Source organism: Allobosea sp. GW821-FHT10B12 (assembly GCF_059415545.1).
In genome coordinates, this window is record NZ_JBWKNL010000012.1 from 85,592 (window position 1) to 112,221 (window position 26,630).

Sequence of the window (26,630 nt, forward strand, 5' to 3'; positions counted from 1 at the left end):
GGGCTCCGCCGCGGGGCAAGAGCAGCTTCCGATCTATCGCCGGGCACGCCTGAAAAGCGCTTATGCGGGCTTTATGCGGCCCGTAGCTGGATCGTATGGCAGGCTGACGCCGTTGTGAGCGATCATCCGCCCTCTTATCTCGGAGGCTGGATCGCCGCCGATAGTGCCGGTGCACTCTATGGACGCACGGGCAACGGCAGAAGGAGGCGCGGCCATGAGTGCTCAAAGTACGCCGCAGGAGTTCAAGCTCCTCCCAGAGCCCGATACGCTGCCGGCTTTGCAGCTGTCGAACGCTCCGGTGGTCATTCGCTATCTTGTCACCGTCGCGATGACCGCGATCGCGGCGGCGGTGGCGGTCGGGCTCGACAGCGCAGTGACAATTCCCAACCTGTCACTCGTCTTTGTCGTGCCCGTGCTCATCGCGGCCGTCGCTTTCGGGCTCGGCCCGTCGCTGTGTTCGGCCGTTCTCGGGGCGCTCGCCTACAACTTCTTCCTGACCGAGCCGCGCTTGACGCTCCGCGTCGACGACCCCGCGAATATCTGGGCGATCGGCCTGCTCTTCGTGATCGGTGTGATAGCGAGCGCCGTGGCCTCGACCGCCCGTCGCAGGGCTGACGATGCAGCGCTTTCCAGGCGGCAAGCCGCGCTCGTCCAATCCTACGGCCAGAACCTCATCGCAGCCGATGGTCCAGAGGCGATCTTCTCGCGCACGGCCGATGCGCTTGAAGCACTTTTCAAGGTCCCCGTCGTCCTGATGCTGATGTCGGAGAACTCGGTCGATCTCGCCTTGAGGCGCGGCAGCATCGAGCCTGTCCCGATCGATATCGAGGCAGCGCGCTCGTCCCTGGCGACGGGCAAGGTCGCCGTCGCGGACGTCTACCCCTTCGATGCCTCGCGCTTCGATTTCTGGCCGGTGCTGACGTCCGCGGGCTGCCGGGCGGTCATCGGCCTGGCCTTCGATCCTGAGGAGCGCCCACCCCAGCCCGGTACGCTCGTCGAAACCGTCGCGAGCCTTCTGGCTCTGGCTCTCGACCGTCAGCATCTGCGCGAACACAATCGCGGATAATGACCCGGCAAATGGCCGCGCTGCCGGATAGATCGAAGCAGGTCAGCAGCATTTCGATTTTGACGTCGGGCCGCAGCACGCTGTGCTGGATTCCCGCTCAGCCGCTCGATGGCGCGGCTTGCAGATCGCCGGCCGCGCTATCAGCCGCAAGACGATGCGATCGTTCTCCGGCAGCACGGCGCCGAGATCGAAGATCCGCATTGGCTCGTCCGGCAGGCCGACCTCGAAGCTCAGGCGCGCCTCCGGCGCTAGGGCAATCCGCTCCGCGACCCGATCGAGGATCGCCCTGAACTTGCCGGCGAGCATATAGCTGCGGCCGTCCTGCGAAGGCAGATCCTCGATCTGCAGGATGGTTTCCTGCCAGCGATCGGGATTGCCACCGCAATCCAGCGCGACGAAGGCGCCGGCCTTGACCTCGGTCACATGATAGCCCGGCTGGATCGTACGCTCCGCGTACTCGAGCAACAGTGGCTTCGATCCATGAGACTCCAGCGCCTCCAGAAGCGGGCCGAGCAGGGCATCGCCCTGAAAATCGATCGACGCAGGGCTGGCTTCGGGATTCATCTTGCGCTACCATCATTTCAATAACTCTTGAGAGATTGAGATATAAGTGACCGAAGCGCAAGCCCTCGAGGCCTTCGCCGCCCTATCGCAGGAGACGCGCTTGCGCATCGTCCGGCTGCTGGTGACAGCGGGACCGAACGGCCTCGCCGCAGGTTCGATCGGTGAAGCGGTCGGCGCCTCTTCGTCCCGGCTCTCCTTCCACCTGAACCATCTTGAGCACGCCGGCCTGATCCAGTCGCGACGCAAGGCGCGCTCCATCATCTACAGCGTGGCCTATCCGGCCCTGTCGGGGCTCGTCGCCTTCCTGATGCGCGATTGCTGCCAGGGTCATCCGGAGGTCTGCGGCCCGGCGGTGGCCGCCCTCGCCACCTGCTGCGAGCCCGTGTCGCCGTGAACAGCGCCCTTCCCCAAAGGCTCGCAGCCGAAACCGTCGGCACGGCGTTTCTCGTCGCGACCGTCGTCGGCTCCGGGATCATGGCGGACACACTCGCCCGCGACGCCGCTCTGGCCCTTCTCGCCAACACCTTGGCGACAGGGGCAATGCTCGTCGTTCTGATCACAACGCTCGGGCCAATCTCTGGAGCGCATTTCAATCCGGCGATCAGCCTGATCTTTGCGCTCAAAGGGGATCTGCCGCGCCGGGAAGCGGGCCTCTACGCCCTCGGCCAGGTCGCTGGCGGCATCGCCGGGACCGTCATTGCCCACGCGATGTTCGCGCTGCCACTGCTCCAGACATCCCTGAAAATTCGCGCCGGCGGCGCCCAATGGCTTTCGGAAGGGGTGGCGAGCTTCGGCCTCGCCGCGACGATCCTCGCCGGCCACCGCTTCGAGCGAAAAGCCGTCCCCTGGCTGGTCGGCCTCTATATCTGCGCTGCCTATTGGTTCACCGCCTCGACCTCCTTCGCCAACCCGGCCGTCGCGATCGCACGGTCCTTCACCGACACATTCTCCGGCATTCGGGCCTTCGACCTGGCGGGGTTCATCCTGGCGGAGCTCGCAGGCGCGCTCTGTGCCCTGGCAGCGATGACATGGCTGCTGCAAGCGCCAGCCGACAGCACCACAATGCAAGCCGCCGAGGAAAAGCCATGACGATCACGATCTTCCACAATCCGGATTGCGGCACCTCCCGCAACACCCTCGCCATGATCCGGCAGAGCGGCGAAGAGCCTGTCGTTGTTGAGTATCTGAAGGAACCACCAAGCCGAGCCCGGCTCGTCGACTTGATCGCGGCCATGGGGATCGGCGCACGCGGGCTCCTGCGCGAAAAGGGCACGCCCTATGCCGAACTCGATCTCAGCAATGCAAAGTGGAGCGATGACGCGCTGGTCGATTTCATGCTCGCCCATCCGATCCTGATCAACCGCCCGATCGTCGAGACACCGAAGGGGACAAGGCTTTGCCGGCCTTCGGAGGAGGTTCTCAAGATCCTGCCGAACCCGGATATCGGCTTGTTCACCAAGGAGGATGGCGAAGTCGTCATCCCTGCCAGCAACCTGCGCGCCTGACATCGCGCGCGCCATATAATCTGTCGCTGCGATTTCCGGATCGATTTCGCGCCCGACTTGTTACTCACAGCCGTCCGAGGCATCCGGCTACGGTTCTCCCCGTCGCACCACACGAGAGGAGAACGCCATGGCCCATCACGACTACACCCTCAGCTTCACTGTCCCGCAGTCGCCGGACGCCGTCTTCGCCGCCATCGCCAATGTGCGCGGCTGGTGGTCGCAGGAGATCAGCGGTGGCACCGAGCATGTCGGCGACGTCTTCGCCTATCGCTACCAGGACCTGCATCGCAGCACGATCGCGGTCATCGAGGCGATCCCTGGCCAGAAGATCGCCTGGCGGGTGCTCGACAACTATTTCAGCTTCACTGAGGACGAAACCGAGTGGAAGGGCACCGACATCGTCTTCGATATCGCCGACAAGGGCGACCTCACCGAGGTCACATTCACGCATCGCGGCCTCGTGCCGACCTACGAATGCTATGAAGCCTGCTCGCAGGGTTGGCGCATGTATATCGAAGGTAGCCTTCGCGACTTGATCACGACCGGCAAGGGTCGTCCCAATGTTGGCGAGGCCATGACCGAAAGCGAGCGCACTCTAGCCGCCTGAACCACGCATCGCCTGAATGGAGGGACGCCGGATGCCGCCCGGCGTTCCCCACGCAGAAAATTCGTTCGCCTTTACGAACGCAATCGACGGTGATATTCCCTCTGTCCGTTATATCGAACGGACTGGACGACAGACCATGACAATCGAAGCGGCAGACACAGCAGCGCTGCACCCCGAGACCCGCCTGGTCCATGCCGGCACGCTGCGCTCGCAGTTCGGGGAGACCTCGGAAGCGCTGTTCCTGACGCAGGGCCATGTCTACGACAGCGCCGAGCAGTGCGAGGCACGCTTCCTCAACAAGGATCCGGGTTTCCAGTATGCCCGCTTCTCCAATCCCAGCGTCACCATGCTGGAGCAGCGCATGGCCGCCTTCGAAGGCGCCGAAGCCTGCCGTGCGACCGCAACCGGCATGGCCGCCGTCACCGCAGCGCTGTCGAGCCTAGTCAGGGCCGGCGATCATGTCGTCGCGGCGCGCGCCCTCTTCGGCTCCTGTCGCTACATCGTCGAGGACCATCTGCCGCGTTATGGCGTCGCCTCGACGCTGGTCGACGGCACCGATCTTGCCGCCTGGCGCGCCGCGGTCCGGCCGAACACAAAAGTGTTCTTCCTGGAGAGCCCGGCCAATCCAACGCTGGAGGTGATCGACATCGCCGCCGTCGCCGCAATCGCCAGGGAAGCCGGCGCCAAGCTGATCGTCGACAATGTCTTCGCGACGCCGCTGTTCCAGCGTCCGCTCGAGCTCGGCGCCGACCTCGTCGCCTATTCCGCCACCAAGCACATCGATGGCCAGGGCCGCTGTCTCGGTGGGCTCGTGCTCGGCTCGAAGGAGTTGATCGAGGGCGAAATCCAGACCTTCCTGCGCCAGACCGGCCCGGCCATGTCGCCGTTCAACGCCTGGGTGATGCTGAAGGCGCTGGAGACGCTGCCCCTGCGCATCCGCCGCCAGGCCGAGAGCGCAACCGCGGTCGCCAAATGGCTGAAGGGCCGCAAAGATCTGCCGCATGTCGCCTTCATCGGCGACCCCGAGCATCCGCAGGCTGAGATCATCGCCAGGCAGATGAGCGGCCCCTCGACGCTGATCGCCTTCGAGGTCGCAGGCGGCAAGGACGGCGCCTTCCGCTTCCTCAACAAGCTCAAGCTGATCCGCATCTCCAACAATCTCGGCGACGCCAAAAGCCTGATCGTCCATCCCGCGACGACGACGCATCAGCGCTTCACGCCGGAGGTTCGCGCCAGCATGGGCGTCAGCGACGGGCTGATCCGGCTCTCGATCGGGCTGGAGCATGCCGACGACCTGATCGCGGATCTCGAGCAGGCTTTAGACGCCTGATCTGAACCCGATCGCCCCGAACGCGTTGAACCTCGGCAACAACCGAGGTTCACATGCTTCGACATATCGCCTGCACGATCGCGCTGCTCGCCCTGCTCTCCGCCCCGGCCCTCGCTCAGACCGGCTCGCCGGCATCTCCGGCCACGCCAGAGAAGCCATCCTCGCCAGAGCTCTCGGCCTGCAAGTCGACCGCGATGGCGGCGCTGACGGCGCGCGAGCCCGAGATCAAGGACATCTATATCGACGAGGACGGGCTGACGGTCGCCGTGGCGGAGACCAAGGTCGAGGATACCCCGGTGACGCGCATCATCATGGGCGAGGCCTATCTGAAGACCGACAAGTCCGACAGGCCGCGCCGCTTCCTCTGCCTGCTCGGCGAGAAGAACAAAGTGCTGCTGACCTTCTTCACACAGAGATGAGGCGCCGCCTCAGCCGCCGTCGACGATCCGGGTGTTCGGCCGGTCACGGCCATCGGCGAGCTCTTCGTGCCATTCACCGTCAGCATCCTGGTAGACGATGCCATCGGTGACTCCAGGCCGCTTCTGACGAGCGGCGGCCTTGTTGGCCGCCTTCAGCGCCGAGTCATGCGAGCGGAAGGTTTCCGAAAGAGCGTCGCCGACCTTGTAGGCCCAGCCGCCATCGTGCTGGACGATCTCGTATTTCACCGTGACCATGAGCGTCCTCCATGGCTCACTGATCGAACCGACGGCATACGCCCCTGGTTCCACCGGAGGAGAGGATAGCCTTGCCGCGCGAGCGGCGGAAGGGCCTGGTCGAGTTAGTCGCCGTTGCCGGTATCGGCGGCGCGCAGGCCTTCCAGCACCGGCATCTGGGTGATGTGATAGCCGGCGTCGATATGGTGGACCTCGCCGGTCACCCCGCCCGAGAGCTCGGAGAGGTAGTAGAGCGCCGAGCCGCCGATCTCTTCCAGCGTCACCGACTTGCGCAGGGGCGAGTTGGCGCGCTGCCAGGAATACATGGCACGGGCGTCCGAGATGCCGGCGCCGGCGAGGGTGCGCACCGGTCCGGGCGAGAGCGCGTTCACCCGGATGCCCCTCGGCCCGTAATCGGCGGCGAGATAGCGCATGCTCGCCTCCAGCGCCGCCTTGGCGACGCCCATGACGTTGTAGTTCGGCATCACGCGGTTCGAGCCGCTATAAGTCAGCGTGATCATGCTGCCGCCCTGCGGCATGCGCGCGGCAGCGCGCTTGGCGGCTTCGGTGAACGAGAAGCAGGAGATCACCATGGTGCGCGAGAAGTTCTCGCGGGTGGTGTCGGCATAGAGCCCCTTGAGCTCGTTCTTGTCGGAGAAGCCGATGGCGTGGATCAGGAAATCGAGCGTGTTGCGCTCGGGATCGCTACCCCAGGCCTCGTCGATCGCCGCGAAGGCGGCATCGACCGTCGCGACATCCTCGACATCGCAGGGGATGACCAGCTTCGAGCCGATGCTCTCGGCCAGCGGCTTGACGCGCTTGCCGAGCGCCTCGCCCTGATAGGTGAACGCCATTTCGGCACCGTGCGCATGCAGGGTCCGGGCAATGCCCCAGGCGATCGAGTTCTGGTTGGCGACGCCCATGACGAGGCCGCGCTTGTTGTGCATCAGGGGGAGCATATGCCTGTCTCGAACGGATTCAGGAACCGGGAGGGAAGGAAGGAAGGACGCTACAGTGCCGCTGGCACGGCCGATCAACCATTAAGCGCAAGCGCGCCGCCGTGGCCACTACAAATGCTTCCTCACGGCCTCGGCCGTATCCTTCGAACTCGCCAGCGGCACGATCTCGAAGCGGGCGAGATCGCCCCAGGCCAGCACCCATTCCTGCAGCTTGGTGACGTCGTCGCACTGCATCACCTGGAAGCAGCGGGCGAAATCGGCGGAGATCCAGCTGTCGATATAGGTGAGGCCCTCAGGCATCATCCGGCCATGCTTGTGGAAGCGGGTGTAAATCTCCTTCACCCGCGCCTGGTCGAAATGCTCGATCACCATGAACAGCATCGCCGGCCCCCTCAGGCTTCGAGGCGCTTCATCACGATGGTGGCGTTGGTGCCACCGAAGCCGAAGGAGTTGGAGAGCACGCAGCCGAGGCCGGCATTGTCGATGCGCTTGCGCACGATCGGCATGTCGGCGAAGGCCGGGTCGAGCTCCTCGATATGGGCGCTCTCGGCAATGAAGTCGTTGTTGAGCATCAGCAGCGAGTAGATCGCCTCCTGCACGCCGGTGGCGCCGAGCGAATGGCCGGTCAGCGACTTCGTGGCCGAAATCGGCGGGCTCTTCTCGCCGGAACCGAAGACGGCGCGGATCGCCTCGATCTCCTTGGCGTCGCCGACCGGGGTCGAGGTGCCGTGCGGGTTGATATAGTCGATCTTGGCCTTCACGCCCTGCAGCGCCATGCGCATGCAGCGCTCGGCGCCTTCGCCGGACGGAGCGACCATGTCGTAGCCGTCCGAGGTCGCGCCATAGCCGACGACTTCGCCATAGATGCGGGCGCCGCGGGCCTTTGCGTGCTCGAGCTCCTCCAGCACGACGACGCCGGCGCCGCCGGCGATGACGAAGCCGTCGCGGCGCGCGTCATAGGCGCGCGAGGCGACCGCGGGCGTCTCGTTGAAGTCGGAGGACATCGCGCCCATGCCGTCGAACAGCACGGAGAGCGTCCAGTCGAGCTCCTCGCAGCCACCGGCGAAGATCACGTCCTGCTTGCCCCACTGGATCAGCTCATAGGCGTTGCCGATGCAATGGTTCGAGGTCGCGCAGGCCGAGGAGATCGAATAGTTGACGCCCTTGATCTTGAACCAGGTCGCCAGCGTTGCCGAGGCGGTCGAGGACATGCCCTTGGGCACGGCGAAGGGGCCGACCTTCTTGGAGGAGCCGCTCTCGCGCGCCTTGTCATAGGCGTCGATCAGCGCCCGGGTCGAGGGGCCGCCCGAGCCCATGATGATGCCGGTGCGCTCATGGCTGATTTCTTTGTCCTCGAGCCCGGCGTCGCGGATGGCCTGCTCCATCGCGACCTGGTTCCAGGCCGAGCCGCCGCCATGGAAGCGCATGGCGCGGCGGTCGAGCACGGTCGAGGGATCGAGCGAGGGCACGCCGGCAACCCGGCTGCGGAAGCCGTGCTCGGCGAAATCAGCCGCATAGGAGATGCCGGACTTGGCCTCGCGCAGCGAGGCCAGCACTTCCTGCGTATTGTTGCCGATGGACGAGACGATGCCCATCCCGGTGACCACAACGCGTCTCATGCTGCTTCTCCGGCTCTTTGGTGACGGGCCGGGAGGCCAACCCCGGACCTGTAATAGATCGCCTACCGCGCAAATGGACCGCGCGGCCGGCGAAGGCAAGGCGTCGGGCTTATTTTGCTCAGGCCGCTTCGGGCTTGAACAGGCCGACGCGCATATCGGTCGTCGTATAGATACGCTTCCCGTCGGCTTCGAGCCAGCCATCGGCGATGCCGAGGACGAGCTTGGACTTGAAGACGCGCTTGAAATCGACGCCGTAGACGACGTGCTTGACCGAAGGCAACACCTGGTCGGCGAACTTGACCTCGCCGACGCCGAGCGCGCGGCCACGGCCGGGCAGGCCGAGCCAGCCGAGGAAGAAGCCGGTGAGCTGCCAGAGCGCGTCGAGGCCAAGGCAGCCCGGCATCACCGGATCGCCCTTGAAATGGCAGTCGAAGAACCAGAGGTCGGGGCGCACGTCGAGCTCGGCGCGCACCATGCCCTTGCCGTGCTCGCCGCCGGTCTCGCTGATCTCGGCGATGCGGTCGAACATCAGCATCGGCGGCAGCGGCAGCTGCGCATTGCCCGGCCCGAAGAGCTCACCGCGCCCGCAAGCGAGGATCTCCTCGTAGCTGAATGACGATTGCCGCTCCATATCCGACTTCACTCCGTTTCGGCCACCATGATCCGGCGGCCAACTCCCGATGCAACGTGCCTAACACGGTGTCGCTGCGGAACGAAAGGGCGCAAGGCCGCCTCGGCCGTGGATGATCAGTCGACGAGGCTGCGCCAGCCCTCGACCAGCGTGAGCATGGCGACGACGATCAGCAGTGCGCCGACCGCCCGGCCGAGAACCGCCTCCGCCCGGGGATGGCCGGCAAGGACGCCGCGTCCCCCGCCAGCGGCGATAGCGAGCCCACCATAGACGCCGAACTGTGTCGCCGCGATGATCAGCCCGAGGATCGCAGCCTGCAACCAGATCTGACCAGCCTCTGGCCTTAAGAACTGCGGAAACACCGCGAACATGAAGAGATAAGCCTTGGGATTGAGCAGGCAGGTCAACATGCCCTGCTGGAAGGCCGCAGCCGCGTCGCGGCTCCGCGCCGCCGGAATCGCACCGAGCGCAGCGCCTCTGCGCAGCAGTGCGAACCCGATCAAGGCGATATAGGCAGCACCTGCGAGCAGCAGGAGGTTGAACAGAGCCGGAAACAGCTTCAGCAGCGCGCCGACGCCGAGAGCTCCGACCACGACATGCGCCACCCCACCCGCAACGACGCCTGCCGTGGCGTAGAGTCCGAGGCGGCGCCCGCCCGCCAGCGCATTGGCGAGCACGAAGGTCATGTCCATGCCGGGCACGATGATGATGCCGAAGACGAGAGAAAAGAACAGCCAGAGCAGGGCGGCATCAGGCATGGGCGCCTCCGGGGACGAAGCCCGTTTCCTGCCAAGGCGCCGCGCCGAAGGCTGTCAGCAGCGCCGCTATGCTTGCGGCTAGGTAGCCAAGGCCTTACATCGAATCTAAACGTTGATGTCCCGATGGTGGGATAGTTTCATGGAGTCGACGCGCGGCATGGACGGCCAGACGCAGGACCAGGGCTATGGATCGGACGCGCGGCAGGGCTGCCCCTTCCACGATGTGCGCCAGAAGCTGCGCCGTGTGGGCCTGCGGCCGACACGCCAGCGCGTCTCGCTCGGCTGGCTGCTCTTCGCCAAGGGCGACCGGCATGTCAGCGCCGAGATGCTCTATGAGGAGGCGATGAAGGCGCGCGTGCCGGTCTCGCTCGCCACGGTCTACAATACGCTCCATCAATTTACACAAGCGGGCCTGCTGCGCGAGCTCGCCATCGACGGCGCCAAGACCTTCTTCGACACCGACAACAGCGATCACCACCATTTCGTGATTGATGGCGAGGACAAGGTCATCGATATCCCGGCCTCGGCGGTCGACGTGGCCGAACTGCCGCCTCCGCCCGCCGGCTACGAGATCAGCCGGGTCGACGTCGTTGTCAGGCTGCGCAAGGCTGCCGACTGACATCTTCTCCACAGCCCAACCGGGTTCGACCGGAGCGGTCGCGGCCTTATTGCACGCTCTCGTTGGGATAGACGCCCCAGAGCCGATCCTGCTTGATGTAGCCGGAAATCTTGCTGACCGTGACCCGGCACCAGGTATTCTGGCAGGATTGCACATTGGCTATGACCCCGGGCTCGAGAGTCGCGACCACCGGTGCGCTTTCATTGGCCGAATCACGCAGGGAGAAGGCCTCACCCTTGTTCTTAGACCAAGGGGAAACCAGGACGGTACGACGCCCCGACAGCAGGCTGTGCAACACCCAGCCTTCGGTGCCGTCGGCGTCGCGCACGCGCCGCCAGGTCTCGAATTCGGCGGTGACCTCGACGGGGAGCCCGGCGCGCTGGAACACCCAGCTGGTGCGATGCTCCTTCGACGGCCCCTCGCGCAGATTGACCCGGTCCGACTTCAGGCTGACATAGCGCGGCAGCGGCAGCCCGGAGACGGGGCCGCTCGCAACCTCCTGGGCCGCGCTCCGCGTCGCCAGCAGGGCAAGACCCGCTGCAAGCAGAAGGCCGAACGGGCCCCGCGTCCTCTTAACCGTCATCCAACTCACTCCCCGGCCTGCCCAGTCGTAGCGCAATACGCCCCAAAGGGTCAGGTTGTGTTCCGCCGCAACGCTGCTAGACAACGAGGCGGCTGCCGATCGTCGAAACTGTCCGACTCAATTCCTGATGCGCCTCGGTTAATGGGGGGTTGAGGCGGAAAGGAGACAGTGCGGCCACTGGTCGCGCCTGGCTTGGCGTTGTGCCGGCAATGTCGGAGTCTGAGGGGCCTTCAAGGAGCCGCCCATGTCGAAGAAGAAGCCCCTGGTCGTGGTCACGCGCAAGCTGCCCGCCGTGGTCGAAACGCGGATGCGCGAACTCTTCGACGCCAGGCTCAATCTCGACGATACACCAATGAGCCAGGCGGCTCTGGTCGAGGCGATGAAGACCGCCGACGTGCTGGTCCCGACCGTGACCGACAAGATCGACGCCGGGCTGATCGCCCAGGCCGGCGAGCAATTGCGACTGATCGCCAATTTCGGCAACGGCGTCGACAATATCGACGTCGCCAGCGCCGTGCAGCGCGGCATCACCGTGACAAACACGCCGGGCGTGCTGACCGACGACACCGCCGACATGACGATGGCGCTGATCCTCGCCGTCGCCCGGCGCATCGCCGAGGGCGCCCGCATCATCACCGATGACGAATGGGCCGGCTGGTCGCCGAACTGGATGCTCGGCCGCCGCATCACCGGCAAGCGCCTCGGCATCGTCGGCATGGGCCGCATCGGCCAGGCGCTGGCGAGGCGCGCTTCCGCCTTCGGCCTGTCGATCCACTATCACAACCGCCGCCGACTCGACGCCCGCATCGAGGAAGCGCTCGACGCGACCTACTGGGATTCGCTCGACCAGATGCTGGCGCGCATGGACGTGGTCTCGGTCAACTGCCCGCACACGCCGGCGACCTATCACCTGCTCTCGGCGCGGCGGCTCAAGCTGATGAAGCCCGACGCCATCCTGGTGAACACGGCGCGCGGCGAGATCGTCGATGAATCGGCGCTGTCGCGCATGCTGGAGGCTGGCGAGCTCGCCGGTGCCGGGCTCGACGTGTTCGAGCATGAGCCGGCGGTCAACCCGCGCCTGCTCAAGCTCGCCCGTCAGCACCGCGTCGTCGTGCTGCCGCATATGGGCTCGGCCACCCATGAAGGCCGCGCCGACATGGGCGAGAAGGTCATCGTCAACATCAAGACCTTCATGGACGGGCACAAGCCGCCGGATCGCGTCCTGCCCAGCATGCTCTGAGACGTCTACCGGGGCAGCCGCCTGACGCGACCGTCTGCGCTTCCGGTGCTCACGTACTGATGTACGCTCCGCTCCGGTTCTCGACGGCCACACCAGTCGACGCGCCCCGGCGACGTCTGGCTCTCGCCCAAATCCTCGTTCATGCCGCCTCGGATCGTGCTCCGGGGCGGTAGCGGCATTCCGACAACGTATCGAGTTCGCCGAGATCGGCGGCATGGCGGCGGCCCCAGTCGCAGAGCGTTGCGATCACCGGGGCAAGGCTCTGGCCGAGCGCCGTCGCCGCATAGTCGACGCGTGCCGGCACCTGCGGCAGGATTTCGCGGCTGACGAGGCCGTGCTCCTCCATCTCGCGCAATTGCTGGATCAGCACCTTCTGGGTGATGGCGGGGACCCGCCTTTGCAACTCCGACAGGCGCTTGGGACCGTCGAAGAGCTGGTAGAGGATCACGGCCTTCCAGCGGCCGGAAATCACCTTGAGCGCCCGCTCGACCGGCAGCATCGGCAGGCGCTTCATCGGATCAGCCATGCCCACCTCTCGGTCTGCTGCAAACAAATCGGTGTGTAGTCACCGGCCGGCATCCTAGCCCAGAACGCCACCCACGCTCATCCCCTTCGCGTGAGGCCTGCCCATGAAAGCCGTTCAGTACAGCCGCTTCGGCGGCCCCGAAGTGCTCGAAATCGTCGAGACAGAGACGCCGGTGCCCGGCCCCGGCGAGGTGCTGGTCGCGGTCGGCGCTGTCGGCGTCAACTTCTTCGAGGTGCTGATGCGGCAGGATCGCTATGTCGTGACACCACCCCTACCCTTCAGTCCCGGCGTCGAGATCGCCGGCACCATCGCGGCGCTAGGGGAAGGCGTCACCACCCTCTTGGTCGGGGATCGTGTCGCCGCCGCCCTTTATGCCGCCGGTATGCAGAGCGGCGGCTATGCCGAATACGTGGCGATCAACGCAGATGTTGTCGTCAGCCTGCCGGCTGAGATCCCCTTCGCGGCAGCCACCGCACTGCAGGTCCAGGGCCTCACCGCGTTGCATCTGTTGCGCAGTCATCCGGCAGCGGGACGCAATGTCCTGATCAGCGCCGCGGCCGGCGGGGTCGGCAGCCTGCTGGTCCAGCTGGCGAAGCGTGGCGGCGCCAAGCGGGTCGTCGCCATGGCGAGCTCGGCCGAGAAGCTGGCCCTGGCGCGCGAACTCGGCGCCGATGCCAGCGTCGATTACACCCGCCCCGACTGGCCGGAACAGGTTCGTACCGCGACCGATGGCGCGGGCCCGGACCTGATCTTCGATGCTTCCGGCGGCGACATCCCGGCGCAATGCCTTACCTTGCTCGCGCCGTTCGGCCGGCTCGTGCTCTACGGTCCGCTCTCGCTCGCCGACTTCCAGCCGGACGGCGAAGCGCTGAAGACATTGATCTTCGGCAATCGTGTCGTCGCCGGCTTCTCGCTGCTGCCGCATCTGGCGCCCGAACGCCTCGCAAGCGAGCTCGACGAACTGTTCACGCTTGCGACCTCAGGCGAGCTCAGGCTGTTGCCAGGCGCCACCTTCCCGCTGGCGCAGGCCGGCGCCGCCCACGCTGCGCTGGAAAGCCGGCGCACGGCCGGCAAGCTGGTGCTGGTGCCTTGACGACCGCTCAGTTGGCGCGTGCGGTGGCGAACTGGCCCGCCTTGCGGAAGCGCCAGAGATAGCCTGGCACCTCGGCCTCGAACGAGACCGGAGCGATGCCGAGCCCATGCAGGGTCCGGCCTTCCTTCTCGGCCGTCGCGGAGACGATGTTATCGCTCTCGAGCAGGCTGACCTGGTCGCGCGTCAGGACGAGTTCATTCGGCATGAGGCCGAGCGTCAGCATGTCCGCGATTTCGAGGACCTGGCCCTGCAGGCGGGCGAGACCGAAGGGCATCGGCGCGATCAGGCGCTTGCGGCCGGTGACCTCGCAGACGTAGTCGACCAGCTCCCGCAGCGTCTTCGCCTGCGGGCCGCCAAGCTCATAGACCTTGCCGCCCTCGACCTTGCCGTCGACGGCGCGCGCGATCGCCTCGGCGACGTCGCCGACGAAGACCGGCTGGAACTTGGTCTCGGCTCCGGCAAGCGGCAGCACCGGCAGCATGCGCACCAGCGAGGCAAAGCGGTTGAAGAAGGTGTCCTCCGGTCCGAACATCACCGAGGGACGAAACACGATCGCCTGCTTGACCAGAGCGCGGGCAGCCGCCTCGCCCTCCGCCTTCGCGCGGGCATAAGCTGATTTCGAATCGGCGTCGGCGCCGAGCGCGGAGACCTGGATCAGCCGATCGACACCGAGGTTCGCACAGGCCTGCGCCACGCTGCGCGCGCCCTGCGCCTGCACCGAGGAGAAATTCTGCCGGCCCTTCTCCTGCATGATGCCGACAAGGTTGATCACCGCATCGGCGCCGTGCACGGCGGCCACGACCGAATCGGGATAGCGCAGATTGGCCTGAACCGCGGTGACCTGGCCGACGATGCCGAGCGGCTGCAGGAAGCCGGCAAGATCGGGGCGACGCACGGCTGCACGGACGCGATAGCCGCGACGCGCCAGAGCCCGCACGACATGGCGCCCGAGGAAGCCCGAGCCGCCGAAGACCGTGACGAGTTGCGAAGCGGGAGGCAGGACCGTCATGATGACGCGAAGCTCCGTTTGGAAGCGCTGAAAACTAAGGCCGTCGGGCTTGTCCTAATTCATCGCGGCGCAGCTGTGAAGGCGGCGCGGCGCCGCCCGTGCAAGGCTTTTCGGGCCGTTGTTGGAAAAGCCGGCTTAGCCCGTTGACAGCTGCGTTCGGCCCCCGTAAACGAACCGCCGTTGCCCAGGTGGCGGAATTGGTAGACGCACCAGCTTCAGGTGCTGGCGCTCGCAAGGGCGTGGAGGTTCGAGTCCTCTCCTGGGCACCACTCATCTACCAGAGTGGTGGTTTGTCAGCACCTTAGCTGACATCAAGGACATGCATCGCCCTCATGGGCGATCAAGGCAAAGCGACCCGATCGCCGGGTCGACGGCCTGTGTCGCGCCAGAGCCCGTCAACAGCCCATGCAGCCCGCGCCCAATGGATCGGCGCCTGATGTGAAAGGCTAGCCGCCGCTGCCCTTGGCCCGATGATAGGCCACCAGGGCGTTGGCGTGCCCATGCCCCATCCCATGCTCCGACTTCAGCACGGCAATCATCTCCGCATGCTTCCTGTCGCCTAATGCGGCGAGGAGCGCCAGCCAGTGGCTGATCGGCTGTCCATAGGTCTTCTCGATCGAAGGGAAGTAGGAAGCCGGTCCTTTTGTCTTTTCGACGGTCATCTGAATTCTCCTATCCCCCTGCCAACAGCCGGCCAGGCCCAGAACGGTTCTTGTCAGCGATCTCGCCGGACCACAGAATAGCCGCGCCTTTCGGCGCGGCTCCCATGAGAACCCGGCTCTAGAGCTTGACCAGCATCTTGCCTGTGTTGGCGCCCTTGAACAGACCGATGAAGGCGTCGGGCGCGCTGTCCAGGCCTTCATAGACGGTCTCACGGAGCTTGATCTTCCCTTCCCTGATCCAGCCACCGACCACCGCGATCAACTCGGGGAAGGCATCGACATGGTCGGAGGCGATCAGGCCCTGCAGACGGATACGCTTCTCGATCGCGAGGAAGATATTCGCCGGCCCTTTTGCCCCACCCTCCTGATTGTAGCCGGCTATCATGCCGCAGAGGACGAAGCGGGCGTGATCATTGGCCATCGCCAGCGCTGCCTCCAGATGATCGCCGCCGACATTGTCGAAATAGATGTCGATGCCTTCGGGAGCGGCCTGCGACAGAGCGACGGTCAGGTCCGGCGCCTTGCGATAATTGACGACCGCGTCGACGCCGACCTCGTTCAGCAGCCAGTCGGCCTTGTCGCGCGAGCCGACCGAAGCGACTACGCGCAAGCCGAGCAGCTTGGCGATCTGCGCAACGATGCTGCCAACCGCGCCGCTCGCTGCCGAGACGAAGACCGTCTCGCCCGCCCTGGCCTCGGCGATCCGGACGAGCCCGACATAGGCGGTGAGGCCCGGGAAACCGAGCGCGCCGAGATAGGTCTGCGGCGCGATGTCGTCGGTCGCGATCTTCGTCGAGAACCGCCCATCCAACACGGCTCGCTCGCGCCAGCCGGCAAAGTGGACGACCCGGTCGCCGACCGCGAAGGCCGGATCGGCGCTTTGCTCGACGACGCCAACCGCGGCACCCTCCAGAACTGCATCGAGTTGGAAGGGCGCGATGTAGCTTTTGCGATCGACCATGCGGCCACGCATATAGGGATCGACCGACATCCAGGTGTTCCGCACCAGGATCTGGCCTGCTCCTGGCGCGGGCAGCGCGGTTTCGACGAAAGCAAAGGCATCGCGCGTCGGCACGCCGGACGGGCGGCTCTTCAGGTGGATCTCACGGCTACGGGTAGACATCGTCTTCGACCTTTGGGTTGGAGAGGAATCAGGCCGCAATGGACGCGCGGCAGGGGAGCGAGGCGCCAAGCGCGAACGCTGCGGCAAGATCGGCCTCACGATCTGCGGGATCACCGCTTTCGACATCGAGGAAGAGATGTGTCGCAACATCGTCGACACCGCTGAAATGGAACACGCCGTGCTCGATCTGAGCGGTGATCGCGGCACGATAGCCATGCTTGTCATAGGCCCGCGGCCCTGCGCCGCCAGTGGCGATCAGGCGCACGGTCTTCCCGGCGAGCGGCTTGGGCGTAGCTTTCGAGTCGAAGGCCCAGCCCTTGGTGAAGACCCGGTCGATCCACCCTTTCAGCACCGCCGGAAATGACCACCAGTAGACCGGAAAGGCCAGGATCACGGCATCGCCCGCTTCGATGCGCTGCTGCTCGACCCGGACATCGACCGGCACTGGACCGGCCCCGTGATAGAGCGCCAGATCAGCCGCCTGCAGGCGAGGGTCGAAGCCCACCGCCAGCAGGTCCAGCCATTCCACCTCGACCTGCCGGCAGAGCCCCAGACCGTCGACATAGCGCTCCGCCAGTGTCGCCGCAAAGGACTTGCCACGCGGCTCGGCTGTGACAATCAGGACTTTCATGGCCTGCCCCATCGCTTTCGATGGGGCTATTCAGCCATCGCCTTGATCGATATAAAAGTTCAATTTTTCGTCTCTATCAATCGATACAATCGATCAATGATACCCCGTATCTCACTCGACCAATGGCGGGCCTTCGCGAGCATCGTGGAAGCCGGCGGCTTCGCGCAAGCTGCGGCGGTGCTGAACAAATCGCAATCGACGGTCAGCTACGCCGTGCGCCAGATCGAAGAGCAGCTTGGCCTAGCGGTCTTCCGGATCGAGGGGCGCAAGGCCTCGCTCACCCGGGACGGCAAGATTCTCTATCGGCGCGGCAAGGCCCTGGTCGATGAAGCAGCGCGGCTCGAGCGCGCGGCTCATAATCTCGCCAAAGGCCGAGAGCAGATGCTCAGCCTCGCAGTCGAGGCCCTCTTCCCGACCTGGCTCATTCTGCAATGCCTGGACAGGTTCGCCGAGGCCTATCCTGAAACCCGGATCGAGCTCTACGAGACGGTGATGGGCGGGACCGACGAGTTGCTGCAGGCCGGCGCCGTCGACCTGGCCATCTGCGCCGACAACTTGCCGGCGGGACATACCGGCGATGTCCTGCTGAGCTATCGCGCCATCTGTGCCGCCGCCCCTTTCCACCCGCTGCATCAGCTGCAGCGGCCATTGGCCATTCAGGACCTGGCGGGACACCGACACCTCGTCATTCGCGACAGCGGTTCCAGGCGCGTGAGGCCCAGCGTCTGGGAGGTTGCCGAACGGCGCCTGACCATGAGCAACAAGGCGACGTCGATCCACGCCGCCTGCATGGGGATGGGTTTCGCCTGGTACCCCGAAGACTGGATACGTGAGGAGCTGCGCTCCGGCCTGCTCAAGCCCTTGCCGCTGCAGACCGGCGCCGAGCGGAGCGGATCGCTCTACCTCGTCTACCCGGATCCGGACGGCGCCGGCCCGGGCGCGCTCGAACTTGGCCGGATCATCCGGGAGGCAGCGAAGCGTGCGAAACTTGCGCCCGAGTAGGCCCCGGCCAAAGCGCGAAGACCCGCCGCAAATGCCGGAATGGCTCCATTCGGGCGCTCTGGCGGCCGGAGCCGGGTTCTTGGATCTCAGGATCAGGTCAGTTTCAGCGCGAGGGCAAGCCAGGCGCCACCATGGCTCGTCAGGCAGAGCTCCTGCTGCCTGCCTTAGCGATCCTCACCTTGACGAGCATTCTTCTGATGAAGCACGCTATGATTGATGAAGCAGGAGGAGTGGCGCCATGCCACGCGGGCGGCTCGACTTCATTGATCGGGAGATCGGGAAGCGAATTAGGCAGCGGCGCAAGGAACTGCGGCTCAGCCAAGGTGAGCTCGCGGACTTCATTGAGGTGAGCTATCAGCAGTTCGGCCGATACGAGGACGGCAAGAGCCGTATCAGCGCAGGCGCTTTGGGAAAACTTGTCGAGCCGCTCGCAGTGCCGATAGCTTATTTCTACGAAGGCATCGCCTTGGGAATAGCAGCTCCGGGGCTGTCCGATGCGGAGCAGACGCGCTACGCCAAGCAACCCGCAGAAGCATTGCGGGACCGGTTGATCCAAGCGGCTACGACCATTTCGGATGTCGAGAGACTTGAAGCCATGACGCATCTCGCCGAGATTCTCGCCCGAGACGAGACCCCGAGCTGAGCCACGTATTCGTACAGCTACCTGCAGAAAAAAGCCCCGGTCGCGTTTGGCGCTCCGGGGCTTTTGCTTGAGCTGGAAGGTAATTTGGTTGCGGGGACCTGAATCCACCGAGAGCGCAAGCGGAGGGGTCCGCGGCTGGCCCATTCCCGACTCTGGAAACGTGCGGTTTTCGGCAGTTTGCCCGCTTGCCTTGCGCGGCGAGCATGGGTTGTTTGCCGTCGGCCAGCGTGCGGTTGATCGGAGGTCGCGAGCCGCTCGTAGGCCAGCCCCGCATCGAGCTCGCCGCCCACCTCGCCGAGCAGCGCATAGATCGGTCGGCCGAACGCCAGAAACAGTGCCGAGAAGGCGAGCGCGATCACAATGTTCAAGACAATGGCATGCAGTACCACCGCGTCCGCCTCCTCCCGTCGGCCCGCGCCAAGGGCTTGCGCGATGGCCGACGAGATGCCGCCACCGATTTCTTCACCGGCCCGGCTCGCCGTCATTTCGGCTCAGTTCATATTGTCGCGCAGGAAGATCTCGATGCGGATGCGTTCCTGGTCGGGCAGGATCGACTCGCCCGTGACCTCTGCCATCAGAACCCGCGCTGCCGAGCGAGCTTCATGGCCCGCGTCCTGGTTGATTACGGCGGCGACGGCGCCGGAGAGAAGGCCGCGCCGTGTCGCCTCGGTCAATTCATGCGCGATGAAGACGAGCGGCCTGCCGGCAGCCTCCAACGCAGCGACGATGCCCTCATTGCCGGCGCCGACATTGTAGAGCCCGATCAGATCGGGATGCGCTGCGAGAAGCCGGGCCACCGCCGCCTCGTTGCGCTCGCTCTGGTCGCGCTCTTCCAGCACCGGGAGCAGGGTCAGGCCGGGATATTCGCCGGACAGTACCTGCTGGAAGCCGAAGAGCCGCTCGACATGGTCGCGCAGCGACATCGAGCCGAGGATGACGCCGACCGGGCCGCTGCGGCCACCGAGAAAACGACCCATCAGCGAGGCGCTGGTGCGGCCCGCCGCCGGATTGTCGATGCCGACATAATGGGCGCGGCGGGAGGTCGGAGCATCCGAGACCAAAGTGACCACGGGAACGCCGCGCGCGACGAGATCGTCGATGGCGGCCCGGACCTTGGGATGGTCCAGCGCCACGGTGGCGACGCCGTGGAAATGCTCGGCGAGGCCCGACAGGCCGCTCGCCAGCGCCTCGGGATCGAAGACGTCGAGCTGCAGCACGTCGATGAAGGCGTTCTGCGGCTCCAGCCAGTCGCTGATGCGACGCACCTGCTGCATCAGCCCGGCCATGAAGGCGTTGGTGCTGGAGGGCAGGATGAAGGCGAAGCGGAAGGACTGGCCGCGGGCCAGCCGGGCGGCGGCCGGATTGGCCCGGTAGTCGAGCTTGGCGATGGCGCGCCGCACGCTCTCGACGGTCTTGGCGCGCACCCCGTCGCGCTGGTTCACGACCCGGTCGGCCGTGGCGAGCGAGACCCCGGCCTCGCGCGCCACATCCTCCAGCGTCGCTCTCCTGATCGGGGTCCGGATCCGATCCACCTCGTCCTCCACGACTTCTCCTCGAATCTGCGCCGCGGGATCGGCTTTCATCCTGTCTCGCAGCGCAGGCCTTGGCATTGGCGGGGGCCTTAAGTCCAGCCGTTCAGGTGGACTCCGCGCCCAGATGTCAGCGCGCGGCCCAGAGCAGGCCGCGCGTCATGATGGTGCGGATTTCAGGGACGTCGAGCTCATAGGCGCGGTGGCCGAGCGAGGAATAGAACACCCGCCCCGCCCCGTAGCGCTTGCGCCAGACCACGGGCATCACCACGCCGTCGATCCAGGGGGCGTGCTCGCCGCTGAAGGTCGTGGTCGCCAGTACCTCGTTGGCCGGGTCGACATGCATGTAATACTGCTCCGAGCGGTGCTCGAAGCTGGCGACGCCCTGCATCAGCGGGTCGTCGGGGCGGGTGATGTCGACCTTGTAGTCGATGATCCCGCCGGGATGCGCCACCCATTGGCCGCCGCACATGAACTGGTAGTCGACCGCGTCGCGGAACGCGTCGCCCATGCCGCCATGATGGCCGGCCAGGCCGACGCCGCCGGCGACAGCTTCACAAAGGGCGGCCGCCTCCGGCTTCTCGATCTTCGACATGGTGTAGATCGGGACGATCAGCGAGTAGTTGCGGATCTCGGGATCGAGGAAGACGGAGGTCGCGGTCTCCACCCGCACGTCGAAGCCCTCCGCCTTCAGCCAGCCCCGGATCATCGAGCTGCAGAGGTCGGGGTCGTGGCCGCTCCAGCCGCCCCAGACGATCAGCGCAGTCCTTGTCATGTCGATCTCCGTTCAATCCAGAGTGCCGGTGGGCAGGCCGGGCGGCAGCATCGCCGGCCGCTCTACCGTGGTTGCAAGCGTGACGCGCCGCCCCTCGTCGGAGGCGGTCTGGAAGGCTTCCATCGCTTCGAGCACATGCAGCGCCAGCGCGCCGCTGGCCCGGTGCGGCCGGCCAGAGATGAGGCCCGCCGCCATGTCGGCGACGCCGATCGAGCGGAACTCGCCCTCGCTATTGCCGTGGCTGAGGGCCTGTTCCTGCCAGTCGCCGCCGGCCTTGGCGAGCAGGACCTCGCCGCCGAAGCGGTTGGGATCGGGCACGGAGAGACTGCCTTCCGAGCCATAGATCTCGATCGGGCTGTGGCGGTGCTTGGGAACGTCGAAGCTCATGGTGATCGAGACGACCGCGCCCGAGACGAATTCGAGCACGCCGGTGACATGGGTCGCGACCTCGACCGGGATCAGCGCGCCGTTCATCGGCTGACTGGTGACGAGGCGCTCGGCTTTTGGCTGCGTCGCGCAGCCGACTACGGAGGCGATCGGCCCGAGCAGATTGACGAGGTCGGTGATGTAATAGGGACCCATGTCGAGCATCGGCCCGCCGCCGCGCAGATAGTAGAAGCCGGGCGCCGGGTGCCAGCGCTCATGGCCGGGGCAGCCGAAGAAGGCATTGCCGGCGACAGGCCTGCCGATCGCGCCGTCATCGATCAGCTTGCGGGCGCTCTGGTGGCCGCCGCCGAGGAAGGTGTCGGGGGCCGAGCCGACGCGCAGGCCCTTCTCCTGGGCAAGGTCCATCACCTTGCGGGCCTCGGCGACGTTGACGCCGAGTGGCTTCTCGGAATGGACGTGCTTGCCGGCCCGCAGGACCGCGAGGCTGACATCGGTGTGGGCCAGCGGCACGGTCAGGTTGACGACGATCTCGACATCGTCGCGCTTGAGCAGCTGGTCGACCCGCATCGCAGGCACGCCGAACTCGGCGCCGCGCGCCTCGGCCGGAGCGGAGCGCATGTCGGCGACGGCGCGCAGCTCGATGGTCGAGAACTGCTGCATCGCCGTCATGTATTTCGTCGAGATGTTGCCGCATCCGATGATGCCGACGCCGATCTTTCGCATGGGAGGCTCCTTGATAGCCGGATGAAGCAGCCGCTCAGCCTTTCACCGCGCCGGCGGTGAGCCCGGCGACGATGTGTTTCTGGGCGACGAGGAAGAGGAGGACGGTGGGCAGGATGGTCAGGGTGATGAAGGCGAGGATCAGGTGCCACTCGGTCGAATATTCGCCCTGGTAGACCATGATGCCGAGCGGCCAGGGGTAGAGGCTGTCGCTGTTCAGCATCACCAGCGGGATCAGATACGAATTCCAGCTATGCACGAAGGTGATGGTGCCGACCGTTGCCAGGATCGGCCGCGACAGCGGCAGAGTCACGTAGCGGAAGAACTTGGGATAGGAGCAACCGTCGACCAGCGCGGCTTCGAGCAGCTCCGTCGGCAGGTCCTTGAAGAAGCGTCGCAGCAGCAGGATGCTCATCGCCAGCGCGAAGGCGACCTGGGGTAGGACGACGCCCATATGGCTGTCGAGCAGGCCGAGATCGCGCACCTTGATGAACATCGGCAGGATCGCGGTGGCGGCCGGGAAGAGTAGGCCCATCGTCAGGTAGTTCAGCAGCATGTCGCGGCCGAAGAAGTGCAGATGGGCGAAGACGAAAGCGGCCATCGAGGCGCAGATCAGCGTCAGCACGACCGTCAGCGTGGCGATGACGAAGGAGTTGCCCAGCAGCTGCCAATAGCGCCGCGAGAGCAGGATGTCGGCGTAGTTGCTCCACTCCCAGACGCCGGGCAGTCCGAACGGGTTGGTTCGCAATTCGCCGAGCGACTTGAAGCCGCCGAGGACCGTCGCGACCAGCGGCGTCATCACGAACAGGACCACGGCGAGGAGATAGAGCGCCTTGCCGACCGCGGCCGGGCTGAAGCCGTCGTCGCTGAAGGGGGTGGAGGCGGCAGGCTCACTCATCACGCATGATCCAGCGCTTATAGGTGAAGGCGAACACCACGCAGATCAGGAACAGGATGACGCCGACGGCGCTGCCGAAGCCGACGCGCATGCGGGTGATCCCGAAGGTGTAGAGGAAGCTCACCATGGTGTGGGAGGAGTCCGAAGGGCCGCCGCGCGTCAGCGGCATCACCAGGTCGAAGAGCTGCAGCGAGCCGACGATGGCGAAGAAGACCGAGAGGCGGATGGTCGGCGCCAGGGAGGGGATGACGACGTAGCGCAGGCTCTGCCAGCGGCTGGCGCCGTCGATCCTGGCCGCCTCCAGCATGGAGCGGTCGATGGTCTGCAGTGCCGCGATGAAGAGCATCATGTGGAAGCCGAAATACTTCCACACCACGACGACGAGGATGGCGGCGAAGGCCGTCTGCGGGCTCGCCAGCAGATGCGGCGCCTGCGCCCCGAAGCTCTTGTAGATCGCGGCCAGCAGGCCGTAGTCGCCGTCATAGACGAAGCTGAAGATCAGGCCGGTGGCGATCTCCGCCAGGATATAGGGCAGGAAGAACACCATCCGTAGCGCCACCGAGCCGCGGAAGCGGTCGGCCAGGATGATCGCGAGCGAGAGCGCCAGCGGCAGCTGGATCACCAGCGAGACGACGATGATCAGCACGTTGTTCTTGAAGGCGGTGCCGAAGGCGCGGTTGTCGAAGACGAAGCGGTAATTGTCGAGGCCGATCCAGTTGGTCGGCCTGCCGAAGCCGTTCCAGTTGAAGCCCGAATACCAGGCGGCCTCGCCGACCGGCAGCACCACGAACAGCGTGAACAGCAGCAACGCCGGCGGCAGGAAGAGCAGGATGGTCGAGAGCTTGCCGGTATCGGCGACTCTGCGTCCGGCGAGAGCGGCCATGATCACCTCGCGCGATGGAGGACGGGCAGGGGAGGTCGGCCGGCGGAAGACGATCCGCCGCCCGGCGCTGCGATCGGCGAGAGGGCGTGCCACGCCCCCGCGTCCTCGCTTGTCGTCAGTTGCCCTGGCGGAAGGCGTCCTGGATCGCCTTGGCCGCCTGCTTCGGCGTCATCGTGCCGGCGGCGATCTCGGTGGTCGCGTCGTTGACGACGCGGCCGACGGAGGGGCCGAGATCCTGGTCGTAGAAGTTCTGGTGGTAGGTCGAGTTGGCGATGTTCTGGGCGATGTTGCGCATGAAGGCGCTGCCGAGCCCGGCCTCGGCGCCCTTGTAGACCGGCACGATGAAGTTGCCGGCGGCGAGGCGCTTCTGCGGCTCGGCGCTGACGAAGTGCTTCAGGAAGGCGACCGCTTCCTTCGGTGCGCCCTTGGTGACGAGCCAGCCATTGATCCCGCCCAGCGTGTCGTTTGGCAGGCCTTTTCCGCCGGCGACGGCCGGGAAATTGACCCAGGCCAGCTTGTCGTCGGGGATCCCGGTCTTGTCGACCGCGAAGACTTTCTGGGTGTGATAGAAGCTGGAGATCGCGAGCAGCATCGCCGCCTTGCCGTCGCCGAAATGGCCGATGGCCTGCTGGCTCTTGAAGCCGAGGAAACCGTTCTGGTAGGGCTGGAGATCGACGAGCTGCTTGAACAGCTCGCCGGACTTCTGGAAGGTTTCGCCTTCGAAGCCGCCATCCTGCCCCTTCAGCGCCGCCTGCATCGCGCCCTTGCCGCCGAGGCGCACGGCCAGATGCGTCCAGTAGAAATGCACCGGCCATTTGTCGGCGCCGCCGACCGCGAGCGGCGTGACGCCGGCGGCCTTGAGCTTCTTCACTGCGTCGAGGAAGCCGTCATAGCCCGTGATCTTGCCGGCATCGACGCCAGCCTTGGCCAGCAGGTCCTTGTTGGCCATGAAGCCGACCTGCGAGACGCCATAGGGCACGCCGTAGATCTTGCCGTCGATCGTGAAGGCGTCGACCGCGCTCGCGGAGAGATTGTCCTTGTAACCCTGCATGGCGGGGGCGATGTCTTCGAGGACGCCGGCCTCGACCTGTGACTTCAGCACGCCGCCCGCCCAGCTGTAGATGATGTGCGGCCTGTCCCTGGACTGCAGCAGCGTCGGCGCCTTGGCCTTGTAGGCCTCGTTTTCGAGATACTGCATCTCGACCTTCACGCCGGGGGTCTTCGCCTCGAACTCGCGCGCGACCTCCTCCCATATCTTCACCACGACGGGATTGGCCTCGATGTGCAGCCATTTGACCGTGGTCTGGGCCAGGGCCGCGCCGCTGCTGAGGGCGAAGGCGGCAACGCCAACGAGCAGGCCTTTGAAACGAGCCATGACTTCCTCCCGGGTTTCGGCCGCTGACGGGCCGTTGATTGACGAGAACGCTAGCCTCAGAATTTGAGGTGCGCAACTCAAATTCTGATGCTATTCGAATCCGTGAACACCGCGACGGATGCGCGGCACGATGAGGGAGGCGGTCTTGGCGGGTGCGATTTATCCCGATCTTGCGGGCAAGGTGGTGCTGGTCACGGGCGGCGGTTCGGGTATCGGCGAGGCCATCGTGCGCGCCTTCGTCCGGCAAGGCGCGAAGGTCGGCTTCATCGATTTGAAGGAGGCGGAGTCCCGCGCTATCGCGGCGGAACTCTCAGCTGGCGGGCCGAGCGTCCATTTCGAACACGCCGACCTGACCGACATCGTCGCGCTGCGCCGGGCAATCGCCGCAATCCGCGCCGCGCTCGGCCCGGTCGACATCCTCATCAACAACGCCGCGCATGATGAGCGCCATGATGCTCTGCAGGTCACGCCCGAATACTGGGACGAGCGCATGGCGGTGAATCTGAAGCACCAGTTCTTCGCAGCACAAGCCGTGCTGCCCGACATGATCGCCAAGAAGGGCGGCGCGATCGTCAATTTCGGCTCGACCTCGTGGATGATCGGCCAGGGCGGCATGGTGGCCTATACGGCGGCGAAGTCGGCGGTACTCGGGCTGACGCGCTCGCTGGCCCGCGATTTCGGCGAGCACAACATCCGCGTCAACGCGATCGCGCCGGGCTGGATCATGACCCAGCGCCAGATCGACCTATGGCTCACGCCGGAGAGCGAGGCCGAGCTTATGCGCCGCCAATGCCTGAAGCGGCGGCTGGTGCCCGAAGATATCGCGCGCGCGACCTTGTTTTTCGCTTCGGAGGAGGCGGGCGCCTGCACCAACCAACACTATGTCGTCGACGGCGGCTGGGTCTGAGCCTTGGGATGGATGATCTCCAGGGGCCCATGATATCGGCGGGCCGATGGTCGATGTGGTTCCCTCAGATCCGATAACCCACGTCGCATCGCCAGCATCTCGATCTCAACGATCGCCTCACGCTGCGCCAGCTCGCCTATCCAGGTGGAGTTCGGCGTCAGACAAGGACATCTCGCAGAGTCCCAGGTCATATCCGTTTATCGCTCGACCAACCTCGACGGCACAGCGCGGATCGAAGCCCGGATTCTCTCGATCTCCACGGAGATTTAGGTAGTCGGCCTGATTGGCCAGGACGCGCGTGCACCCTGCCTTGTAGTCGTGCGATCCGTGATC

At 65.6% G+C, this 26,630-nt stretch carries 33 protein-coding genes and 1 tRNA gene; 14 read left to right on the forward strand and 20 right to left on the reverse strand.

Annotated features, from left to right (window positions below; genetic code table 11):
- The first annotated feature begins 214 nt into the window (after window positions 1-214).
- Entirely contained in the window at window positions 215-1,066 is an 852-nt protein-coding gene (locus AC07O0_RS27385; protein ID WP_494627551.1) for a DUF4118 domain-containing protein, read from the forward strand.
- Between the two features lie 42 nt (window positions 1,067-1,108).
- Here AC07O0_RS27385 and AC07O0_RS27390 read toward each other — a convergent pair whose 3' ends face one another.
- A complete protein-coding gene (locus tag AC07O0_RS27390) occupies window positions 1,109-1,630 on the reverse strand; it encodes a DUF6428 family protein (RefSeq protein ID WP_494627553.1) in 522 nt (173 codons plus the stop codon).
- Between the two features lie 46 nt (window positions 1,631-1,676).
- Between AC07O0_RS27390 and AC07O0_RS27395 the strand changes: the two genes are divergently transcribed.
- From AC07O0_RS27395 to AC07O0_RS27420, 6 genes are all read left to right on the forward strand, one after another.
- Complete coding sequence (locus AC07O0_RS27395) at window positions 1,677-2,024, forward strand: ArsR/SmtB family transcription factor (protein ID WP_494627555.1); 348 nt, start codon at window positions 1,677-1,679, stop codon at window positions 2,022-2,024.
- On the forward strand, window positions 2,021-2,719 hold the full coding sequence (locus AC07O0_RS27400; protein WP_494627557.1) for an aquaporin: 699 nt from the start codon (window positions 2,021-2,023) through the stop codon (window positions 2,717-2,719). Before AC07O0_RS27395 ends, AC07O0_RS27400 begins: the two co-directional genes overlap by 4 nt.
- Window positions 2,716-3,135, forward strand: coding sequence for an arsenate reductase (glutaredoxin) (arsC, locus tag AC07O0_RS27405; RefSeq protein WP_494627559.1), 420 nt, complete (start codon window positions 2,716-2,718; stop codon window positions 3,133-3,135). Before AC07O0_RS27400 ends, arsC begins: the two co-directional genes overlap by 4 nt.
- A gap of 127 nt (window positions 3,136-3,262) precedes the next feature.
- Window positions 3,263-3,742 carry an SRPBCC family protein gene (locus AC07O0_RS27410; RefSeq protein WP_494627561.1) on the forward strand — a complete coding sequence of 160 codons (480 nt, stop codon included), beginning with the start codon at window positions 3,263-3,265 and terminating at the stop codon, window positions 3,740-3,742.
- 136 nt (window positions 3,743-3,878) lie between these two features.
- Window positions 3,879-5,072 (forward strand): O-succinylhomoserine sulfhydrylase, encoded by a 1,194-nt coding sequence (locus AC07O0_RS27415; protein ID WP_494627563.1) that lies wholly within the window; start codon window positions 3,879-3,881, stop codon window positions 5,070-5,072.
- 53 nt (window positions 5,073-5,125) lie between these two features.
- Complete coding sequence (locus AC07O0_RS27420) at window positions 5,126-5,491, forward strand: hypothetical protein (RefSeq protein WP_494627565.1); 366 nt, start codon at window positions 5,126-5,128, stop codon at window positions 5,489-5,491.
- Between the two features lie 9 nt (window positions 5,492-5,500).
- Here AC07O0_RS27420 and AC07O0_RS27425 read toward each other — a convergent pair whose 3' ends face one another.
- The 6 genes from AC07O0_RS27425 to AC07O0_RS27450 form a co-directional block, all read right to left on the reverse strand.
- Complete coding sequence (locus tag AC07O0_RS27425; protein WP_454029756.1) at window positions 5,501-5,746, reverse strand: DUF2188 domain-containing protein; 246 nt, start codon at window positions 5,744-5,746, stop codon at window positions 5,501-5,503.
- 104 nt (window positions 5,747-5,850) lie between these two features.
- Window positions 5,851-6,684, reverse strand: a complete 834-nt coding sequence (gene fabI / locus AC07O0_RS27430) for an enoyl-ACP reductase FabI (RefSeq protein ID WP_494627567.1) — start codon at window positions 6,682-6,684, stop codon at window positions 5,851-5,853.
- Window positions 6,685-6,792: 108 nt separating this feature from the next.
- On the reverse strand, window positions 6,793-7,065 hold the full coding sequence (locus AC07O0_RS27435) for a DUF3303 domain-containing protein (RefSeq protein WP_454029758.1): 273 nt from the start codon (window positions 7,063-7,065) through the stop codon (window positions 6,793-6,795).
- Between the two features lie 11 nt (window positions 7,066-7,076).
- On the reverse strand, window positions 7,077-8,303 hold the full coding sequence (gene fabB / locus AC07O0_RS27440) for a beta-ketoacyl-ACP synthase I (RefSeq protein WP_494627569.1): 1,227 nt from the start codon (window positions 8,301-8,303) through the stop codon (window positions 7,077-7,079).
- Window positions 8,304-8,421: 118 nt separating this feature from the next.
- Window positions 8,422-8,934, reverse strand: coding sequence for a 3-hydroxyacyl-[acyl-carrier-protein] dehydratase FabA (gene fabA / locus AC07O0_RS27445; RefSeq protein ID WP_152015061.1), 513 nt, complete (start codon window positions 8,932-8,934; stop codon window positions 8,422-8,424).
- Between the two features lie 116 nt (window positions 8,935-9,050).
- Window positions 9,051-9,692, reverse strand: coding sequence for a LysE family translocator (locus tag AC07O0_RS27450; RefSeq protein ID WP_494627572.1), 642 nt, complete (start codon window positions 9,690-9,692; stop codon window positions 9,051-9,053).
- Between the two features lie 139 nt (window positions 9,693-9,831).
- Here AC07O0_RS27450 and irrA point away from each other — a divergent pair, with 139 nt between their 5' ends.
- Window positions 9,832-10,311, forward strand: coding sequence for an iron response transcriptional regulator IrrA (irrA, locus tag AC07O0_RS27455; protein WP_494627574.1), 480 nt, complete (start codon window positions 9,832-9,834; stop codon window positions 10,309-10,311).
- A gap of 46 nt (window positions 10,312-10,357) precedes the next feature.
- On the opposite strand, the gene AC07O0_RS27460 is transcribed toward irrA, so the two are convergent.
- Window positions 10,358-10,894 (reverse strand): SH3 domain-containing protein, encoded by a 537-nt coding sequence (locus AC07O0_RS27460; protein WP_494627576.1) that lies wholly within the window; start codon window positions 10,892-10,894, stop codon window positions 10,358-10,360.
- A gap of 244 nt (window positions 10,895-11,138) precedes the next feature.
- On the opposite strand from AC07O0_RS27460, the gene AC07O0_RS27465 reads away from it, so the two are divergent.
- Window positions 11,139-12,134 (forward strand): 2-hydroxyacid dehydrogenase, encoded by a 996-nt coding sequence (locus tag AC07O0_RS27465; RefSeq protein ID WP_494627578.1) that lies wholly within the window; start codon window positions 11,139-11,141, stop codon window positions 12,132-12,134.
- Between the two features lie 139 nt (window positions 12,135-12,273).
- On the opposite strand, the gene AC07O0_RS27470 is transcribed toward AC07O0_RS27465, so the two are convergent.
- Window positions 12,274-12,660: a winged helix-turn-helix transcriptional regulator gene (locus tag AC07O0_RS27470; RefSeq protein WP_494627580.1), complete on the reverse strand. Its 387-nt coding sequence runs from the start codon at window positions 12,658-12,660 to the stop codon at window positions 12,274-12,276.
- A gap of 103 nt (window positions 12,661-12,763) precedes the next feature.
- On the opposite strand from AC07O0_RS27470, the gene AC07O0_RS27475 reads away from it, so the two are divergent.
- Window positions 12,764-13,753, forward strand: a complete 990-nt coding sequence (locus tag AC07O0_RS27475; protein ID WP_494627582.1) for a quinone oxidoreductase family protein — start codon at window positions 12,764-12,766, stop codon at window positions 13,751-13,753.
- A 7-nt stretch (window positions 13,754-13,760) separates the two neighbouring features.
- Here AC07O0_RS27475 and AC07O0_RS27480 read toward each other — a convergent pair whose 3' ends face one another.
- On the reverse strand, window positions 13,761-14,762 hold the full coding sequence (locus AC07O0_RS27480) for a complex I NDUFA9 subunit family protein (RefSeq protein ID WP_494627584.1): 1,002 nt from the start codon (window positions 14,760-14,762) through the stop codon (window positions 13,761-13,763).
- A 182-nt stretch (window positions 14,763-14,944) separates the two neighbouring features.
- On the opposite strand from AC07O0_RS27480, the gene AC07O0_RS27485 reads away from it, so the two are divergent.
- A tRNA-Leu gene (locus AC07O0_RS27485) sits at window positions 14,945-15,031 on the forward strand.
- Between the two features lie 177 nt (window positions 15,032-15,208).
- Here AC07O0_RS27485 and AC07O0_RS27490 read toward each other — a convergent pair.
- From AC07O0_RS27490 to AC07O0_RS27500, 3 genes are all read right to left on the reverse strand, one after another.
- Complete coding sequence (locus AC07O0_RS27490) at window positions 15,209-15,424, reverse strand: DUF4287 domain-containing protein (RefSeq protein WP_494627586.1); 216 nt, start codon at window positions 15,422-15,424, stop codon at window positions 15,209-15,211.
- Between the two features lie 118 nt (window positions 15,425-15,542).
- Complete coding sequence (locus AC07O0_RS27495; RefSeq protein WP_494627587.1) at window positions 15,543-16,547, reverse strand: NADP-dependent oxidoreductase; 1,005 nt, start codon at window positions 16,545-16,547, stop codon at window positions 15,543-15,545.
- A gap of 28 nt (window positions 16,548-16,575) precedes the next feature.
- Window positions 16,576-17,178, reverse strand: coding sequence for an NAD(P)H-dependent oxidoreductase (locus AC07O0_RS27500; protein ID WP_494627589.1), 603 nt, complete (start codon window positions 17,176-17,178; stop codon window positions 16,576-16,578).
- A 96-nt stretch (window positions 17,179-17,274) separates the two neighbouring features.
- Here AC07O0_RS27500 and AC07O0_RS27505 point away from each other — a divergent pair, with 96 nt between their 5' ends.
- A complete protein-coding gene (locus AC07O0_RS27505; RefSeq protein ID WP_494627626.1) occupies window positions 17,275-18,180 on the forward strand; it encodes a LysR family transcriptional regulator in 906 nt (301 codons plus the stop codon).
- 238 nt (window positions 18,181-18,418) lie between these two features.
- Window positions 18,419-18,823 (forward strand): helix-turn-helix domain-containing protein, encoded by a 405-nt coding sequence (locus AC07O0_RS27510; RefSeq protein WP_494627591.1) that lies wholly within the window; start codon window positions 18,419-18,421, stop codon window positions 18,821-18,823.
- Window positions 18,824-18,840: 17 nt separating this feature from the next.
- On the opposite strand, the gene AC07O0_RS27515 is transcribed toward AC07O0_RS27510, so the two are convergent.
- The 7 genes from AC07O0_RS27515 to AC07O0_RS27545 all read right to left on the reverse strand — a co-directional run bounded on the left by AC07O0_RS27515 (window position 18,841) and on the right by AC07O0_RS27545 (window position 25,390).
- Window positions 18,841-19,308 (reverse strand): MATE family efflux transporter, encoded by a 468-nt coding sequence (locus tag AC07O0_RS27515; protein WP_494627593.1) that lies wholly within the window; start codon window positions 19,306-19,308, stop codon window positions 18,841-18,843.
- Between the two features lie 6 nt (window positions 19,309-19,314).
- A complete protein-coding gene (locus AC07O0_RS27520) occupies window positions 19,315-20,355 on the reverse strand; it encodes a LacI family DNA-binding transcriptional regulator (RefSeq protein ID WP_494627595.1) in 1,041 nt (346 codons plus the stop codon).
- A gap of 127 nt (window positions 20,356-20,482) precedes the next feature.
- Window positions 20,483-21,127, reverse strand: coding sequence for a ThuA domain-containing protein (locus tag AC07O0_RS27525; protein ID WP_494627597.1), 645 nt, complete (start codon window positions 21,125-21,127; stop codon window positions 20,483-20,485).
- Between the two features lie 12 nt (window positions 21,128-21,139).
- Window positions 21,140-22,237 (reverse strand): Gfo/Idh/MocA family protein, encoded by a 1,098-nt coding sequence (locus AC07O0_RS27530; protein WP_494627599.1) that lies wholly within the window; start codon window positions 22,235-22,237, stop codon window positions 21,140-21,142.
- Between the two features lie 34 nt (window positions 22,238-22,271).
- A complete protein-coding gene (locus AC07O0_RS27535; RefSeq protein ID WP_494627601.1) occupies window positions 22,272-23,132 on the reverse strand; it encodes a carbohydrate ABC transporter permease in 861 nt (286 codons plus the stop codon).
- Entirely contained in the window at window positions 23,125-24,015 is an 891-nt protein-coding gene (locus AC07O0_RS27540; RefSeq protein ID WP_494627628.1) for a carbohydrate ABC transporter permease, read from the reverse strand. The genes AC07O0_RS27535 and AC07O0_RS27540 overlap by 8 nt, the downstream gene beginning before the upstream one ends.
- Window positions 24,016-24,130: 115 nt before the next feature.
- On the reverse strand, window positions 24,131-25,390 hold the full coding sequence (locus AC07O0_RS27545; protein WP_494627602.1) for an ABC transporter substrate-binding protein: 1,260 nt from the start codon (window positions 25,388-25,390) through the stop codon (window positions 24,131-24,133).
- 130 nt (window positions 25,391-25,520) lie between these two features.
- Here AC07O0_RS27545 and AC07O0_RS27550 point away from each other — a divergent pair, with 130 nt between their 5' ends.
- Window positions 25,521-26,297, forward strand: coding sequence for an SDR family NAD(P)-dependent oxidoreductase (locus AC07O0_RS27550; protein WP_494627603.1), 777 nt, complete (start codon window positions 25,521-25,523; stop codon window positions 26,295-26,297).
- Window positions 26,298-26,630: the final 333 nt, after the last annotated feature.